The 16,798-nt window shown below is 70.5% G+C and carries 12 protein-coding genes; 10 read left to right on the top strand and 2 right to left on the bottom strand.

All coding sequences use genetic code 11. The annotated features are described in order from the left end of the window. The first annotated feature begins 3 nt into the window (after positions 1–3). The 5 genes from ACIPQB_RS07610 (at position 4) to ACIPQB_RS07590 (ending at position 8,533) form a co-directional block, all read left to right on the top strand. Positions 4–1,746 carry an alpha-L-fucosidase gene (locus ACIPQB_RS07610; RefSeq protein ID WP_446484597.1) on the top strand — a complete coding sequence of 581 codons (1,743 nt, stop codon included), beginning with the start codon at positions 4–6 and terminating at the stop codon, positions 1,744–1,746. Positions 1,747–1,912: 166 nt separating this feature from the next. After that, complete coding sequence (plsY, locus tag ACIPQB_RS07605; protein ID WP_446484596.1) at positions 1,913–2,560, top strand: glycerol-3-phosphate 1-O-acyltransferase PlsY; 648 nt, start codon at positions 1,913–1,915, stop codon at positions 2,558–2,560. After that, a complete protein-coding gene (gene dprA, locus ACIPQB_RS07600) occupies positions 2,557–3,660 on the top strand; it encodes a DNA-processing protein DprA (RefSeq protein ID WP_446484595.1) in 1,104 nt (367 codons plus the stop codon). The genes plsY and dprA overlap by 4 nt, the downstream gene beginning before the upstream one ends. Positions 3,661–3,901: 241 nt before the next feature. Continuing rightward, on the top strand, positions 3,902–6,439 hold the full coding sequence (locus tag ACIPQB_RS07595) for a TonB-dependent siderophore receptor (protein WP_446484594.1): 2,538 nt from the start codon (positions 3,902–3,904) through the stop codon (positions 6,437–6,439). Between the two features lie 21 nt (positions 6,440–6,460). After that, on the top strand, positions 6,461–8,533 hold the full coding sequence (locus tag ACIPQB_RS07590) for a hypothetical protein (protein WP_446484593.1): 2,073 nt from the start codon (positions 6,461–6,463) through the stop codon (positions 8,531–8,533). Between the two features lie 10 nt (positions 8,534–8,543). Here the strand turns inward: ACIPQB_RS07590 and ACIPQB_RS07585 are convergent, their stop codons facing one another. Continuing rightward, positions 8,544–10,034 carry a tryptophan halogenase family protein gene (locus ACIPQB_RS07585; RefSeq protein WP_446484592.1) on the bottom strand — a complete coding sequence of 497 codons (1,491 nt, stop codon included), beginning with the start codon at positions 10,032–10,034 and terminating at the stop codon, positions 8,544–8,546. Positions 10,035–10,219: 185 nt separating this feature from the next. Between ACIPQB_RS07585 and ACIPQB_RS07580 the strand changes: the two genes are divergently transcribed. The 4 genes from ACIPQB_RS07580 to ACIPQB_RS07565 all read left to right on the top strand — a co-directional run bounded on the left by ACIPQB_RS07580 (position 10,220) and on the right by ACIPQB_RS07565 (position 14,610). After that, the gene (locus ACIPQB_RS07580; protein ID WP_446484591.1) at positions 10,220–10,594 is read left to right on the top strand and encodes a BlaI/MecI/CopY family transcriptional regulator; all 375 of its coding nucleotides are present in this window, start codon (positions 10,220–10,222) and stop codon (positions 10,592–10,594) included. Beyond that, positions 10,591–12,204 carry a M56 family metallopeptidase gene (locus ACIPQB_RS07575; RefSeq protein ID WP_446484590.1) on the top strand — a complete coding sequence of 538 codons (1,614 nt, stop codon included), beginning with the start codon at positions 10,591–10,593 and terminating at the stop codon, positions 12,202–12,204. The genes ACIPQB_RS07580 and ACIPQB_RS07575 overlap by 4 nt, the downstream gene beginning before the upstream one ends. A gap of 208 nt (positions 12,205–12,412) precedes the next feature. Continuing rightward, a complete protein-coding gene (locus ACIPQB_RS07570; protein ID WP_446484589.1) occupies positions 12,413–13,615 on the top strand; it encodes a glycosyltransferase family 4 protein in 1,203 nt (400 codons plus the stop codon). Beyond that, complete coding sequence (locus ACIPQB_RS07565) at positions 13,612–14,610, top strand: flippase-like domain-containing protein (RefSeq protein ID WP_446484588.1); 999 nt, start codon at positions 13,612–13,614, stop codon at positions 14,608–14,610. The genes ACIPQB_RS07570 and ACIPQB_RS07565 overlap by 4 nt, the downstream gene beginning before the upstream one ends. On the opposite strand, the gene ACIPQB_RS07560 is transcribed toward ACIPQB_RS07565, so the two are convergent. Next, a complete protein-coding gene (locus tag ACIPQB_RS07560; RefSeq protein ID WP_446484587.1) occupies positions 14,589–16,064 on the bottom strand; it encodes an efflux transporter outer membrane subunit in 1,476 nt (491 codons plus the stop codon). The genes ACIPQB_RS07565 and ACIPQB_RS07560 overlap by 22 nt on opposite strands. A gap of 92 nt (positions 16,065–16,156) precedes the next feature. On the opposite strand from ACIPQB_RS07560, the gene ACIPQB_RS07555 reads away from it, so the two are divergent. Then, a complete protein-coding gene (locus ACIPQB_RS07555) occupies positions 16,157–16,780 on the top strand; it encodes a TetR/AcrR family transcriptional regulator (RefSeq protein WP_446484586.1) in 624 nt (207 codons plus the stop codon). The last annotated feature ends 18 nt before the right edge of the window (positions 16,781–16,798 follow it).

Here is a 16,798-nt window from a genome sequence, read left to right as displayed (position 1 = left end):
ACCATGAAAAAGCTGATCACCGCGCTGCTCGTCCTGGCCAGCGCCAACGCCGGTTCGGCCGCGTTCGGCGCCCAGCCCGCCCCAACGGCGGCGCCCTCGCCCAGGCCCGCCGCCGCCGCCGAGACCCTGCGCCCGAGCCCGGCCACCATAGAGCAGTGGCGCGACCGCAAGTTCGGGATGTTCATCCACTTCGGCCTCTATTCCCTGGCCGGCGGCCAGTGGAACGGCCGCAGGATCGACAACGGCTACAGCGAGCAGATCCTGGCCAACGGCAACCTGCCGCCCAAGGCCTATGCCGCCCTGGCCAGCCAATTCGATCCTGTAAAGTTCGATCCCGACGCCATCGTCGCCTTGGCCAAGGCGGCGGGCATGAAATACATCGTCATCACCGCCAAGCATCACGACGGTTTCAACCTGTTCGGCACCAAGGTGACGAACTACAACATCGTCGAGGCCACGCCCTATGGTCGCGACCTGGTCAAGGAACTGGCCGAGGCCTGCAAGCGCGGCGGCGTCGCCTTCGGGGTCTATTATTCGACGATCGACTGGCATCATCCCGGCGGCAACCGCTACATCGAGGGCAACAGCAACCCGATCACGCCGGCCCAGGAAGCCTTCAATGTCGCCCAGCTGAAGGAACTGCTGTCGAACTACGGCCCGATCTCCGAGATCTGGTTCGACATGGGCAAGCCGACGCCGCAGCAGAGCCTTCACTTCGAGCGCACGGTCCACCGCCTGCAGCCGGAGACCATGGTCTCCGGCCGGGTCTGGAACCACCAGGGCGACTTCACGGTCATGGGCGACAATGCCGAGCCCAGCGTCGCCGTTGAGGAGCCCTGGGAATCGCCGGCCTCGATGTTCCCCGACACCTGGGGATACCGCGCCTGGGAAGTCCGCGGCGACGTGAGCGGCAAAATCCACGAGCATATCGGCCGGCTGGTCCGGGTGGTCAGCGCCGGCGGCAACTACATCCTCAACATCGGGCCGGAGAGCGACGGCGCCGTGGTGCCGTTCGAAGCCGAGGTGCTGCACGGCGTCGGCGACTGGCTGAAGACCAACGGCCAGGCGATCTACGGAACCCGGGCCCAGCCGTTCAAGGCGCTCGACTTCGGCTACGCCACGGTCGGCCCCCACACCCTCTACCTGTTCGTCGAAAAGCCGCCGGCCGACGGGCGGCTGCGGCTGCCGGGCGTGGTCGACACCCGGCTGGGCGACGCGGCCGTGCTGGGCGCCCCCGGCGTTTCCCTGCCGGTCTCGACCGACGCCGACGGCGCCGTGGTCGATATCAGCCAGGCGGCGGGCCTGGGCGGCGGGTTCATGCCGGTGATCGCCGTTCCGCTCGAGGGCGCCCTGCATGTGCGCCCCAAGGCGGTGGCGCCGGACGGCCAAGGCCGCGCGCGCCTGGTCGCCGCCAACGGCGAGGCGTTCCTCCGCCACGACGGCTACGGCTACGCCGACCCGCCGAAGATCTACAAGATGGGCTGGAACGTCGGCCTGGGCCCGGGCCGGTACGTCGCCGCGATCGCCTACAAGCCGGTGGCCAAGGCCCGCCCCGCCAGCCTGGTCGTCGACGGCCGGGCCTATCCGCTTCAGGTGGGTCCCAGCGGCCATGCCGCGATCACGATCCAACGCGACCCGGCCGCCTCGCCCTACGCCATGCGCCTGGAAATCACCCCGCCCGCGCCGATCGGACGGGCCGACCACCTGCCGATGGTGGTGCGCAGCGTCGAGCTGCGTCCGAACTAGGGCTTGCGTGCGGCCGGACCCTTGGCCCGCTTCGAAGCGGCGGGTTCTCGGCAAAAAGCTGGAGCGACGGTCGACCGCTCCGCTATAAACGCCAAAACCGGCGTTTTCGCCCTTGCCATCCGCCCGCCGCGCCGGGCAGCTTCACCACATCCATAGGTCGCATTCCGTGCAAGATCTCGCCCACGCCGCCTACCTGACCCTCGGCCTCGCCCTCGTCGGCGGCTACCTGCTGGGCTCGATCCCGTTCGGGTTGATCGCCACCCGGCTGGGCGGGGCCGGCGACATCCGCCAGATCGGCTCGGGCAATATCGGCGCGACCAACGTGCTGCGCTCGGGCCGCAAGGACCTGGCGGCCATCACCCTGCTGGGCGACGCCGGCAAGGGCGTGGTCGCCGTGCTGCTGGCCCGCTGGCTGACCCACGACACCCCCGCGATCGTCGCCCTAGCCGGGGGCGCGGCCTTCACCGGCCACCTGTTCCCGGTCTGGCTGAAGTTCAGGGGCGGCAAGGGCGTGGCCACCTTCTACGGCGTGCTGCTGGCCGCCGCCTGGCCGATCGGCGTGCTGGCGGCGGCGACCTGGCTGGCCGTGGCCTTCCTGTTCCGCATCAGCTCGCTGGCCGCCCTGGTCGCCGCCGCCTTCGCCGCGCCCTTCGCCCTGGCCACCGACCAGCCCTATCCGATGCTGGCGCTGAGTCTGTTCATGGCGGTGCTGATCTTCATCCGCCACAAGGACAATATCGGCCGGCTGCTGAAGGGTCAGGAGCCGCGCATCGGCAAGAAGAAGACGGCGGAACCGCCGACTCCCGCCGCATGATCCCGCGCCGCCTCTCGGACAGCGAGCGCCTGGCCTGGCTGCGGCTGGCGCGCACCGAGACGGTCGGCCCCGTCGCCTTCGACCATCTGCTGACCCGCTTCGGTTCCGCCGAACGCGCCCTGCAAGCCCTGCCCGACCTGGCTCGCCGGGCCGGTCGGGCCACGCCCCTGCGCCCGCCGCCCGTCGACGAGGTCGCCGGCGAGCTGGAGACCGGGGCCGGGCTCGGCGCGCGGCTGATCTGTTCGTGCGAGCCGGACTTCCCCGCCCGCCTGGCCGCCCTCGACCCGCCGCCGTCGGTGCTTTGGGCCCTGGGCCGGGCCGAGATCCTGTCCCAACCCAGCCTGGCCATCGTCGGGGCCCGCATCGCCTCGGCCGGCGGCCAGCGCTTCGCCCGCCAGCTGGCCGCCGAGCTGGGCCGCCACGGCTATGTGGTGGTCTCGGGGCTGGCGCGCGGCGTTGACGGCGCCGCCCACGAGGGGGCCCTGGCGACCGGCACGGTGGCGGTGCTCGGCGGCGGCGTCTGCGACATCTATCCGCCCGAGCACGCCGCCCTGCACGCCCGCATCGCCGCCGAGGGCGGCTGCATCGTCAGCGAAAGCGCCCCTGACCGCCGGGCCATCGCCAAGGACTTCCCGCGCCGCAACCGCATCATCTCCGGCCTGGCGCTGGGGGTGGTGGTGGTCGAGGCCGAGCTGAAGTCCGGCTCGCTGATCACCGCCCGCCTGGCCGCCGAGCAGGGCCGCGACGTCTTCGCCGTGCCCGGCTCGCCGCTCGATCCCCGCGCCAAGGGCCCCAACGACCTGATCCGCCAGGGCGCGATCCTCTGCGAAGGCGTCGAGGACGTGCTGCGCTCGCTGTCGGGCCAGGCCTCCTTACGCGAACGCGACCGCCCCTATGCGGCCGAGGACGACGGCGCCGAGATCGACCACGACGCCCTGCGCGAGGAGATCGCCCGCCTGCTCTCCCCCGCCCCCGTCTCCCGCGACGACCTGGTCCGCGCCACCCGCGCCCCGACCGCGGCGGTGATGGCGGCCCTGGTCGAGCTGGCCCTGGCCGAACGGGCCGAGCTGCTGCCGGGCGGGATGGTCGGGGGCCTCTAGGGCCAGCCGCGCGACGTCGGAAACGCCTGGCCGCCCATGAGCGGCTCAGCGGTAATCCACAGGCCTGTCGCTCGCGTGGTTCTTTCCGACGCAACCATCCTGGCTTGTGCGCGATTAACCGTAATCGCGGGCTGGAGCGACTGCCGCCAAATCAAAACCTAACCGATTGCAATCGTTCCGCATCGCCTCGTCGGCGCACCCGCAATTCAAGCGCGGCGCCGAACTGTCCTGGGGAGGATTCATGCAAAGACGCCTTGCTCTTCGCGCCCTGCTGCTTGCCGGCTGCAGCGGCCTTGCGGCTCCGGTCCTGGCTCAGACGACGCCCACGCCAGCGCCGACACCGATACCGGCGCCGCCCGCCGAGGCCAGCGACCAGACGGTCAGCGAAGTCGTCGTCACCGGCATGACCTCGCGCAACCGGCCGCTGATCACCGCCTCGGCCGACATCACCCTGGCCACCCGCGCCGATCTCGAACGCAAGGCCCCGCGGTCGACCGCCGACCTGCTGGAGCTGGTGCCCGGCATCTTCGTCGAAGGCACGGCCGGCGAGCTGTCGAACAACTATTCGGTGCGCGGCCTGCAGGGCGGCGGCCAACGCTTCATCCAACTGCAGGAGGACGGCCTGCCGGTCATCTACCAGGGCGGCGGGGCGGACTTCTTCTTCTCCGAAGACGTCACCATCGATCGGATGGAAGCGGTCAAGGGCGGCACCTCGGGCATCCTGACCGTCAACGGCGCGGGCGCGACGATCAACTTCCTGTCGCGCAAGCCCAATTTCGACAAGCCCGAGGGGGTCGTGCGGGCCACGGGCTATAATTACGGCCTCAAGCGCGGCGACTTCTACTATTCCGCGCCGATCGCCAACAACCTGGCCTTCAACATCGGCGGCTATGTCCAGAGCAGCCCCGGGGTGCGCAAGAACAGCTTCGACTATGACGGCTATCGCCTGAAGGGCATGTTGGAATACCGCTTCGACGGCGGCGGATTCGTGCGCCTGACCGGCAAGATCGGCGACCTGAAGAACGCCTATTACGCCGACCAGCCCTACGCCTACAGCAACGGCAAGCCCCACGGCATTCCAGGGCTGGGCACGCAGTTCGGCAATGTCGGCGGCGACGCCTTCAACCGGATCTCCGTGCCGGTGTCGACCTTCGTCGAAAGCGACGGCTTCCGCGATTTCCGGCTCAGCGAGGGGGTGCGGGTCAAGACCAAGCAGCTGCGCATCGATTTCGAAAAGCCGCTCAGCGACAGCGTCGAAGTGTTCGCCCGGGCCCGCTACCTGGACCTGAAGGACGACTTCAACGGCCTGTTCCCCGGCTCGGGCACCGGCAATGCGGGTCTCGCCAGCGCGGTGACCTATCTGACGCCCGGCGCGACCTCGCCGATCAACAACCTGCTGACCGCCGGAACCGCCGCCTATCCGGCCACGGTGCGCTTCGGCATCCGCAACCTGCGCACCGGCGTCGTCACCGGGTCGAACGACACCGCGACCCTGAACGCCCTGAACGGCAACGGCTTCCTGCAAGAGACGACGCTGAACCACGACTATCAGTCGGGCCACGACTTCGGCTCCAACATCGGGGCGCGCTGGGAGTACAGCAGCGACGCGTTCCAGAACTCGCTGACCGCGGGGGTCCAGTACTACGACGTCAGCCGCAAGCAGAACCAGTCCGCCGTCGCCACGGTGGTTAACGACGTCCGCACCAACAGCGACATCTATGACATCGTCTCGCTGGACGCCAACAACCAGGTCATCGGGACCCTGAGCGACAACGGGATGGTGTCCTATGGCGACTGGGGCGCGGGCATGCGCCGGCGCACCGACAAGTCGGTGTCGCTCTACGCCAACGACGAACTGGCGATCGGCGACAAGATCCACATCGACGGCGGCGTGCGCTGGGAAAGCGACAAGGCCAAGTACCTGGAAGGCAACGCCGCAGCCGTCAACCAGCCGGTGCAGCCCGGCGTGGTCGGCGTCGTGCGAACGGTCGGCTCGACCTTCGATGGGACCTATACCGTCACCCGCCGGACCCAGGACAAGGTCGCCTGGACGCTCGGCGCCAGCTACCTGATCACCCCCCACTTCTCGGTCTATGGCCGCTACGCCAACGGCTTCCAGACCAACAATACCGACCCGATCACCAAGATCGAGCTCTACGAGGCCGGCGTGCGCTTCGAATATGGCCGCCTGCTCAACGCCTCGGCGACGGTGTTCCGGACCAATTTCGACAACCAGTTCTACAACTTCATCGACCCGTCCGACCCCACCAAGCAGACCAGCTTCCTGGCCGACCTCAAGACCAAGGGCGTCGAGCTGGACGCCCTAGTCCGGCCCGTCGACTGGTTCTCGGTCAATGTCTCGGGCGTGATCCAGGATCCCACCCTCAACAACCTCAGCCTCGCCGGGGTCCCGCAGCCGACCTATGACGGCAACCGGCCCGAACGGACGCCGGCGCGGCTCTACACCATCACGCCGGCCATCAAGCTGCCCAACGGCCGGGGCGAGGTCTATGCGCGCTACAAGTACGTCGGCAAGATCTACGCCGACTCCGGCAACGGGGTGGCCCTGCCCTCCTATGGGGTGACCAGCGCCGGCGTCACCCTGAACCTGAAGGACAATCTCCAGGCCAATTTCAACGTCGACAACATCTTCAACGTCGTCGGCCTGACCGAGGGCAACCCGCGCCAGGGCCAGACCCAGAACGCGGCCTCGGGCTATTTCTACGCCCGCGGCATCGTCGGCCGGACCTATGGCGGCTCGCTCACCCTGCGCTTCTAGGGCGCGGGATTGGAGACAGCGATGATCGAGGACCTTCGACGGGCCGCCGCCGGGCTCCTGCTGGCGCTGACGGTCTCGGGCCAGGCCCTGGCCGCGCCCGACCTGGCCTATCAGCTGACCGAGGGCCAGAACCTCAACGCCTTCGTCCGCGAGGACAAGGTCGCGGCCCATCTGCTGCTGCGCAACGGCGTCGATCCGCGCATTCTGGTCGCCTTTCCCGCCGGCAACAGCGGGGTGGGCCTGTGGTTCGAGCCCACGGCCCGGCCGGCGACCTGGCGCCTCGACCAGCCGCCCCGGCCGGTCCGGCGCGGCGCGCTGAACGGGGTGATCGCCATCGCCAGCAGCGATGCGCCAAGGCTGGTCGTGAAGCAGGCCGTGCTCTCCAATGTGCGCTTCCTGCGCGACTACCAGGCGGTCGGCAAGTTTCCGCCCGAGGTCGCGGCCGAGCCGAAGATCGCCGCCGACACCATCACTTGGCGTCGCACCCGCCTCGACGGCGGCCTCGGCTACGAGCTGAGCGTCCGTGTCATCGACGGCCGCATCGACAACGGCGCCATCACTGCCGGGGCCAATGGACGGATCGCGCTGGAGATCACCGCGCTGAGCGGCGACGCCCCGCTGACCCCGCTGCCGGTCGCCCAGTTGCTCAACGCCGACGCGGCCGCGGATCCGGCGGCGCGCAACGCCCTGGCCTTCCTGAGCTATCGCGAGAAGTTCCTGGCCGGGTCCTGGCGCTTCAACACCTATTTCGGCCGCGACACCCTGATGTCGGTGCGGCTGCTGACGCCGGCCCTGCGGCCGGCGGCGGTCGAGGCCGGCCTCAATTCGGTGCTGGCGCGGCTGTCGCCCGGCGGCGAGGTCGCCCACGAGGAGGGCATCGGCGAGTTCGCCGTCGTCCAGAATCGCAAGGCCGGCCGCGGCGGCGACGCGGCGGAACTCGACTACGGCATGGTCGACGACGACTACATGCTCGGCCCCGTCGCGGCCGACTACCTGCAAGGCCCCGGACAGGCGCGGGCGCGGAGCTTCCTGGCCCAGCCGCTGGCCAGCGAGAGCCAGCCTGGGGTCCGCCCGCCGACCGGGACCCTGCTGGTCAACAACCTGCGCTTCGTGCTGAACCAGGGCCGCGGGTTCGCCGATGCGCCCTCCGTCCGTACGCTGATTGCGATCAAGCCGGGCCGGACTACCGGCGAATGGCGCGACAGCAACGAAGGGCTCGGCGGCGGGATCTACCCCTATGACGTCAACGCCGCCCTGGTTCCGGCGGCGATCGAGGCGGCCGATCGGCTGTTCCGCGCCGGCCTGCTGGAACCCTACCTTTCCGCCGAGGACCGGGCCCTGTTCGCCGACGCCGGCCGAATGGCCCAGGTCTGGCGAGACAAGGCCCCGCCGCTGTTCCGGGTCGAGCTGCCGGCCGGCCAGGCTGCTTCGTCGATCCGATCCTATGCGGATAGTCTCGGCGTTCCGGCCGCGCCAGCCTTAAGGGCGCTAGGCTCGCAGCCGCTGGTGTTCCATGCCCTGTCGCTCAAGGCGGGCGGCGAACCTGTGCCGATCCTCAATTCGGACGAGGGCTTTGCGCTGCTGCTCGGCCGCCCGTCGGCGGCGGATCTCGACACCTATGTCGCCGCGATCATGCGTCCCTTTCCGGCCGGCCTGATGACCGATGTCGGCCTGGTCGTCGCCAATCCCGCCTTCGCCGAGCGCGAGGCGCAGGCCCGCTTCACGCCGGCCGCCTATCACGGCGCCGTGGTCTGGTCGTGGCAACAGGCGATGCTCGCCGCCGGTCTGGAACGACAGCTGGCCCGATGCGACCTGCCCGCGCCGCTGCGCGCCAAGCTGGTCGCCGCCCAAGCCCAGCTGTGGCGGGCGATCCGCGCCACCCGCGCGGTGCAGAGCTCCGAACTCTGGTCCTGGGCCTTCCGCAATGGTCGCTACCAGGTCGCCCCCTTCGGCGCCGACAAGGCCGACGCCGACGAGTCCAACGCCGCGCAGCTGTGGAGCACCGTCTATCTGGCCGTGCAGCCGCCTCGGACGCCCCAGCAAGCTCGCCCTGTAACGACGGCTGCCCCCGAATGGAGCCACTGTCCGGCCTAGAACCACCGCGTCAGCCGATCAGCGCGGCGATAGCGTCATCGTGCTTCGGCAAGGTCGGGACCGCCCGCGCGACCACCGCCGCGATCTGTTCGAGCTGCTGACGATTGACGGCCCCGTCCAGCGTGTCGGCCAGCGGGCTATGGCCTTCGGCGTGAACACCTTGGCCTTCGAGCACGGCCAGCCAGCTGGCCTCGCGGAACAGCTCGTTGGAGGTCAGCATCAGCCGTCCGGCCCGTCGGTACTGCGCTTCCTTGTCGACTAGGCTGTCGGGCAAGGCCATGCCGCGCGTATACCGCCACAGCGGGGCGTCGTGCCCTTCGGTGGCGTGATAGTGCAGGATCAGGAAGTCGCGGATCCCGTCCATGTCGCGGCCAAGCAGCGTGTTGAACTGCCGCGCCAGGCCCGGATCGCAGTCCTGGTCGGGAAACAGGGCGATCAGCTTGGCGATGGCGCTCTGGATCAGGTGGATGCTGGTCGACTCCAGCGGCTCCAGGAAGCCGGACGACAGGCCGATGGCCACCACGTTCTTGCGCCAGACCTCGCGCCGGAAGCCGGCCTTGAAGCGCAGCAGGCGCGGTTCGCCCAGCGCCGCGCCGTCCAGGCCGCCCAGCAGCGTCGCCGCCGCCTCGTCGTCGGAGAGAAAGGCGCTGGAATAGACGTAGCCGTTGCCGGTGCGATGCTGCAGCGGAATGCGCCACTGCCAGCCGGCGGTCCGCAGGGTCGAGCGGGTATAGGGCGTGGTCTCGGCCGCCCGGGCGCAGGGAACGGCGACGGCCCGGTCGCAGGGCAGCCAGTGCGACCAGTCCTCGAACGGGGCGCCCATCACCCCGTCGATCAGCAGGGCGCGAAAGCCCGAGCAGTCGAGGAACAGCTCGCCTTCGATCCGCGCGCCGCGGTCGGTGGTCAGGGCGGTGACGAAGCCGGTGTCGGGCGCCCGCTCGACCCTCTCCAGCCTGCCCTCATGCCGCGTCACCCCGGCGGCCTCGGCCAGGCCGCGCAGATGCCGCGCATAGAGCGTCGCGTCGAAATGATAGGCGTAGCCCAGAGTCGACAGGATCGATCGCGGATCCTCCACCGGCTTGGCGAACCGGTTGACGGCCGCCAGTTGGGTCGCCAGCGAGAAGGCCGGCAGCGGGTGGTCGAGCCCGTCCGCGCGGGCCCTGAGCCAGCGCTGGTGGAACGGCACGGGCCCAACGTCGACGCCGTAGCGCCCGAACGGATGGAAATAGCGGCTTCCAGGCCGAGCCCAGTCGACGAATTCGATGCCAAGCTTGAAGCTGGCCTTGGTGGCGCGGACGAACTCCGCTTCGTCGAGACCAATCAGTTGGTTGAGCCAATGGATCGTCGGAATGGTCGCCTCGCCGACCCCGACCGTGCCGATCGCCTCGGATTCGAGAAGATCGATCTTCAGCTGAGGCCCAAAGGTCCTGGCCAGGGCGGTCGCCGCCATCCAGCCCGCCGTGCCGCCGCCCAGGATCACCAGACGCTTGACCCGTTTCATGCTGTGCTCCGACCTGAGGCGACACCACGATCGTTTGTAGCAAAGACAACGCCGACTGGGACGCCGTCGGATGATCGGACGTCGAGATCAGATTACGGCGATTTCATCCCGTCCCTCTCATTGCCGGCTGGATCCATTACGCATGTAGCGCTACACATGTAGCGCATCAGACCTGCGGAGACGCCATGATCGAAGCCCTGCCCCGACGCGAACGCGAGGTCTTCGAGACCCTCTGCCGCCTGGAGACCAGCACGGCCGCCGGCGTCCGCGGCGCCCTGTCCGATCCGCTCAGCGATTCCGCCGTCCGCACCCTGCTCTCGCGGCTCGAGGCCAAGGGCCTGGTCGAGCGGTCGGCCGGCCCCGACGGCTTTCTGTACCGCCCGTCCCAGCAAACCCGGACGGTCGCCGTCGGCGCCTTGCAGCGGATGATCGACACCTTCTTCGCCGGCTCGGCCGCCAGCGCCGCCACCGCCCTGCTGAGCCTTGGCCAAAGACTGACCCCTGAAGAGGCCGCCGCCCTGGAACGGATGATCGACCAGGCCGTGGAGCGCAAGCCGTGACCGGGGCCCTGCTCGTCGCCCTGCTGGTCAAGTCGAGCCTTGTCGCCGGGGCCGGCCTGGTCTGCTCCCGCTTCCTTTCCGCGCGCGCGGTCGACCGGGTGGACATCCTGCGCGCCACGGTCTGCCTGCTGCTGGCGCTGCCGGTCATCATGAACATCCTGCCGGCCATCGACCTGGCCCTGTTGCCGCCGGCGCCGCCCCCGGTCCCGTCCGCCGCGCCCCTGACCTGGACGGCCGAACCGGTCGCCACTGGCGCAACCTCCGCCGCCCTGTCCTGGCCGCCCTCGCCACGTCTGATCGGCGCCGTATGGCTGTTCGGGCTGGTCGCGATCGCCGGCCGCCTGCTGCTGGGGCTGCGCATCCTCGACCGCTGGACGCGCGCGGGAACGCCGGTGACCCACGCCGAATGGCGGGCGCCGCTGGAACGGCTGACGCCCGCCGACCGCCCGCACATGGTGTCCAGCGATCGGATCGGCAGCCCGCTCAGCTGGGGCGTCGCCCCCGGCTTCATCGTCGTCGATCCGGCCAGCCTGGCCGAACCTGGCGCCGCCCCCGCCATCCTGGCCCACGAACTGGCCCATCTGCGGCGCCATGACTGGGTGTTCCTGGTGCTGTCGCGGCTGGCCCTGGCGATCTTCTGGTTCAATCCGCTGGTCTGGCGGCTTCACGCCGTCCTCGCCGAACGCTCGGAAGAAGCCGCTGACGCCGCCGCGCTCAAGACCGTCGACCGCGCTCTCTACGCCCGGGCCCTGGTTCACCTGGCCGCCCATTCCCCCTCGCGCCTGGCCGCCCCGCGCGCGGCGATCGCCATGGCCGCCGACGCGCGAACGCTGAAGACAAGGATCGCCTGCATCATGACCGACACCTCCGCTCGCCGCCGGCCCCTTATGGTCGCCTTGACGGTCGCCGCCCTGGCCGCCGTCGCCACGCCGCTGGCCGCGCTGGGCGTGGACCGCCAGGCCTGGGTCGCGCCGCCCGCGCCGCCGCCCCCGCCCGCCGTTCCCTCGGCGCCGCCCGCCCCGCCAGCGCCCCCCGCCCCGCCGGAAGCCGTCGACCCCCTGACGCTCGCCGTCGCGCCCGCGCCGCCAGCGCCCCCGGCCCCTCCCGCACCACCAGCCCCTCCTGCGCCTCCCGCGCCTCCCGCGCCCCCGCCGCCTGAACCCGCGGAAGGGCTCGGCGACAGCGCATCGCGGTTCGCCACGCCCGCCGAGCAACAGGAAGCCGCCGCGGCCCGGGCCGCGGCCGAGGAAGCGCGGATTCAGGCCGATGCGGCCCGTGTCCAGGCCGACCAGGCCCGGACGGAGGCCGAACGGGCCCGCAGGATCGGCGAACGCGCCCGCGAGGCGGCCGAGCGAAGCCTGGTCAAGGCGCGCGTGCAGATGGCCCGAGGCGCCGAAGAGATGCGCAAGGGCGCACAGGAGATGCGCGCCGAAGCCCGCCGCCTGCGCGATCCCGCCTATCGCGCCCAGCAGATCTCCGAGAACCGCGCCCGGGGCTATGTCGTCACCGACGCCGAACTGCGCGACGTGGCCGACCACCTGCCGTCGCAGGCCGACGAGCTGGAACGTGAGGCGGGCCGACTGGCGGACGAGGCCCGCGGGCCGAGTTAGGTCGCCATCCCCCGGCCGCGATCGTCCTGGACGCCAGATTGCGCGGGTCGGCGGTCTTCACCCGGCGCTCGGCGAACTGAGGTGTTTTCGGACCAACGCAACCTCCAGGACTTCCGCCGTCGGACGGCCGCCACCCTACCGCTCGCTGAACCGCAGCCCTATATCGCCGTTGGGGAAAGGGCGTCGGCGCGAATCCAGTGGAGGCGATGTGATCCCTGCGGAACGGCCAAGATGTCGACCGGCCAGCGACAATCCGGGACAGGGCCTCAGGCTCGCGCTCTTTTCCGGCAACTACAACTACACCCGCGACGGGTCCAACCAGGCGCTCAACCGTCTGGTCGCCTATCTGCTCGACGCCGGCGCCGAGGTTCGGGTCTATTCGCCGACGACGGACAGGCCGGCCTTTCCGCCGCAGGGCGATCTGGTTTCGGTGCCGTCGATGAGTCTGCCCGGCCGGGCCGAATATCGCCTGGCCCTGGGCCTGCCGCGGGCGGTGCGCGCCGATCTCAGGCGCTTCGCCCCGACGGCCGTGCACCTGTCGGCGCCCGATCTCCTGGGCCTGCAGGCGCGCAATTTCGCCCGCCGCCACGGCTTGCCGATCGTCGCCAGCCTGCACACCCGGTTCGAGACCTATCTGGGCTATTACGGCCTGGATTGGTTGCGCCCCAGCGCCGAGCGCTATCTGCAGCGGTTCTACGCCAGCTGCGACCGCGTCCTGGCCCCCAACGCGCCCCTGGCCGAGCGCCTCGAAGACCAGGGCTTGGGCGGCAAGGTGCGGATCTGGGGTCGCGGCGTCGATCGCGACCAGTTCTCGCCCTGCCGGCGCGATCTCGCCTGGCGGCGAAGCCACGGCGTTGGCGACGACGAGGTGGTGATCGCCTTCCTGGGCCGCCTGGTCATGGAAAAGGCCCTGGACGTCTGGGCCGACACGCTCGACCGGCTTCGCGGCCTTCCGGTGCGGCCGCTGGTCATCGGCGAGGGGCCGATGGGCGGGTGGCTGCGCGGGCGCCTGCCGGATGCGATCTTCACGGGCCTGCTCACCGGCCACGAACTCGGGCGCGCCGTGGCCAGCAGCGACGTGCTGTTCAATCCCAGCCTGACCGAGGCGTTCGGCAACGCCACGCTCGAGGCCATGGCCGCCGGCCTGGCCGTGGTCTGCCCGGAGGCGCCCAGCACCCAGGCGCTGGTCGTCAACGGGCACGACGGGATCCTCGTCAGGGACCCCGCGGCCCCAGCCTTCGCCCGGACGCTCCGGAGCCTGGTGGCTGACCCGATGCGACGGCTGCGCCTGGGCCGGGCGGCGCGAGCGGCGAGCGACCGCCACGGTTGGAGCCAAAGCTGCGCGTCGGTCCTGGAGGTCTATCGCAGCTTGAACGCGACCTCGGCGGCGTTGGCGCGCTCGGCGGCATGAGCCTGCCGGACAGTCCCAGGCTTTCGGCCCGTCAAGGCTGGCTGCTGACCTTGGGCGTGGCGCTGCTGGCGGGATTGCTGGCCGCCCACGGGTTCGGCGAGGTGCGCGACATCGTCGTGCAGGCCCGCTATCGCGCGCTGGCGGTCATCGCCGTCCACCTGCCGGTCACCCTGATGGCGACGATCGGCTGGCAGGTCCTGCTGCCGCGCGGGACTCGGCCGCCGCTCGGCTTCCTGTTCCGGCTGCGGCTGATCAAGGAGGCGATCAACGGCCTGCTTCCGGTGGCCCAGGTCGGCGGCGACGTGGTGCGCGCCAGGCTCGCCGTCCGCCCGGGCCTGACCCTGGCCCAGACGACGGCCAGCTGCATCCTCGACGTGCTGGCCGGGACGCTGGGACTGGTGGTGTTCGTGCTCGCCGGTCTGGTGCTGGCCCTGCTGGCGCTGCACGATCCGCGCTTCGCCCGGCTGAGCCTGGTCCTGATCGCCGCCATCGCCCTGACCGGCCTGGCGATTGTGCTCTGGCGGCGGCTGGGCCTGCTCGACCGCCTGAGCGCCCTGGCCGGCCGGTGGCGCGCCTGGCGCGACCGGTTTTCCCATTTGGGCGAGGCGCTCGGCGACCTCAGCCGCCAGCGCGGCGATCTCGTCGCCTCCTGGCTCTGGCACCTGGCCGCCTGGATCTGCGGGGCGCTGGAGACTTATGTGGCGGTCTGGGCGATCGGCCTGCACCCGACCCTGACCCAGGCCCTGATCCTGGAAAGCCTGACCCAGGCGGTGAAGGGGCTAGGCTTCGCCATCCCCGGCTCGCTGGGCATCCAGGAAGGCGGCTACATCCTGCTCGGCGGGGCCCTGGGCGTCACGCCCGACCAGGCCCTGGCGCTGTCGCTGCTGCGGCGCGTTCGCGAACTGATGCTCGGCGTCCTGGGCCTGGTCCTCTGGCGTACAACCAGACCGCACCGCGCGGACCTGGAACACCGTCAGCCCGGCGCAGGCGCCTGACCGGCGGCGGTCTGCACCTCGCGCCAGCCGCCGCCCAGGGCCCGGAACGAGCGGACGGCGGCGCGGGCCGCTTCCGTCCTGGCCTGGGCTCTTGCGTCGCGCACCGCCAGCAGCCGGGCGTCGGCGTCGAGCACCTCGACCAGGCTGACGACGCCGCCGGCATAGGCCGCCTGCGAAGCCTGCCGGGCCTGGGCGAGGGAGCCTTCGCCGTCGGCCAGGATCCGCTCCTGGCGCTCGCGCCTGACCAGGCTGGAGAAGGCGTCCTCCACGTCCTCGGTGGCCCGCAGGACGGACTGCTGATAGGCGGCCAGGGCCTCGGCCCGGCGCCCGCGCGCGGCCTGGACCTCGGCCCCGATCCGGCCAAAGTCGAACAGCCGCCAGCGCAGGCCGAGAACGCCCTGGGCCTGGGCGGCCCCGCCGTCGAAAAAGGCGTCGCGCGTGGTGGTGGCGGCGCCCGCCAGCGCGCTCAGCGAGAACTTGGGAAAATACTCCGACAGCGCCGCGCCGACACGGGCGTTGCTGGCCCGCAGCCGCTGCTCGGCCACCACCAGGTCCGGCCGACGCCGCAGCAGTTCCGCCGGTCCGCCGGCCTCCGCCAGGGCCGGCGCGGCCGGGATCGGGGCGGCCGTCGCCAGTTCGGCCCGATAGGTCCCCGGCTGCGCGCCGAGCAGCACGTCCATGGCGTTCAACGCCGCCTCCAGCCCATCCTCAAGCACCGGCACGCTGGCCCGCGTCTGCTCCAGGGCGCCGCGGGCCTGGTTGAACTGAAGCTCTGCGGCGACGCCTTGCTGGCGCTGCAGGCGGACGGTTTCGACGAGCCGGGTCTGGGTCTCGACCTGCTCTCGGGCCACGGCCAGCCTCGCCTGCAGCCCGCGCACCAGCATGTAGGTGTCGGCGGTCTGGGCCGCGACCTCCAGGCGGGCAGCGGCGACGCCGGCCCGCGCAGCTTCGTATTCCGCCCCGGCCGCTTCCCGCTCGCGGCGGGTTCCGCCGAAGACGTCGAGCTCCCAGCCGGCGACGAGGTTGCCTTCATAGAGCGCGCCGTCGCGATCGAAGTTGGGGGTGGAGGCCAGGAGACGCCCTGTCGGCGTCTGGGTCGAGTTGTGGGCCTTGGCGCCGCTCGCCTCGACCGAGGCCGACGGCAGCAGCGCGGCGGTCGCTGCGCCCAGCCCCGCCCGCGCCTGGGTGACGCGGGCCGCGGCCTGGGCCAGGTCGAGGTTCTGCGCCAGGGCGCGATCGATCATCCGGTCGAGGACCGGATCGTTGAAGCCGCGCCACCAGGCGTCGGCCGGAGCCGTCGCGGGCGGGGCTTGCCGGGCGGCGACGGCCGCCGCTCCCATGAAGCGCGGCGGCGCCGCGATGGTCGGTGCGACGTAGTCCGGGCCGATCGCGCATCCGCCCAGCAGGCCGGCGGCGGCGACCCCAGGAAGGGCCCGAAGGATGATAGAGCGCATGGGACCTCGCCTGGACGAACAATTTGATTGTGACTAAATTCCACTATGGTCACAAGTTTGTCAATCGAGAGACCCGGTGATAGCGTGCCGCCATGAGCACAATCGACCCCTCATCCCCCGCAGCCGGTCAACGCGGCCCGGCCGAACACGACGTCCGCGATCAGATCGTCGACGCCGCCAGAGCCCATTTCAGCCGCTTCGGATACGGCAAGACGACGGTCGCCGACCTGGCCAAGGCGATCGGCTTCTCCAAGGCCTACATCTACAAGTTCTTCGATTCCAAGCAGGCCATCGGCCAGGCGATCTGCGTCCAGTGCCTGGACAAGGTCCTGGTCGCCGGCGAGGCGGGCATCGCCGAAGGCAAGACGGCATCGGAAAAATTACGCCGTTTTTTCAATGGGATAATCGACACAAGCACCGAGTTGTTCTTTGAAGACAAGATGCTGTACGACATCGCCACCCATTCGGCCGAGGAACGCTGGCCGTCGGCGATCGCCTATGTGGCGCGGGCCGAGGCCCTGCTGCGCGAGATCATCGTCCTGGGCCGCGAAACGGGCGAGTTCGAGCGCAAGACGCCGATCGACGACACCTGCGAAGCGATCCTGCTGGTCATGCAGACCTTCATGAACCCGCTGATGCTGAAGCATAATCTGGACCAACTGCCCCAGGCCTCCACCCAGGTGATCAATCTGATCCTCCGCAGCCTGGCCCCGTAGTGACAAGTGACTAGTTGA

The organism is Caulobacter sp. LARHSG274, assembly GCF_052871235.1.
Note: the sequence above shows the minus strand (reverse complement) of the source record. Positions and strands in the feature narration are given on the sequence as shown.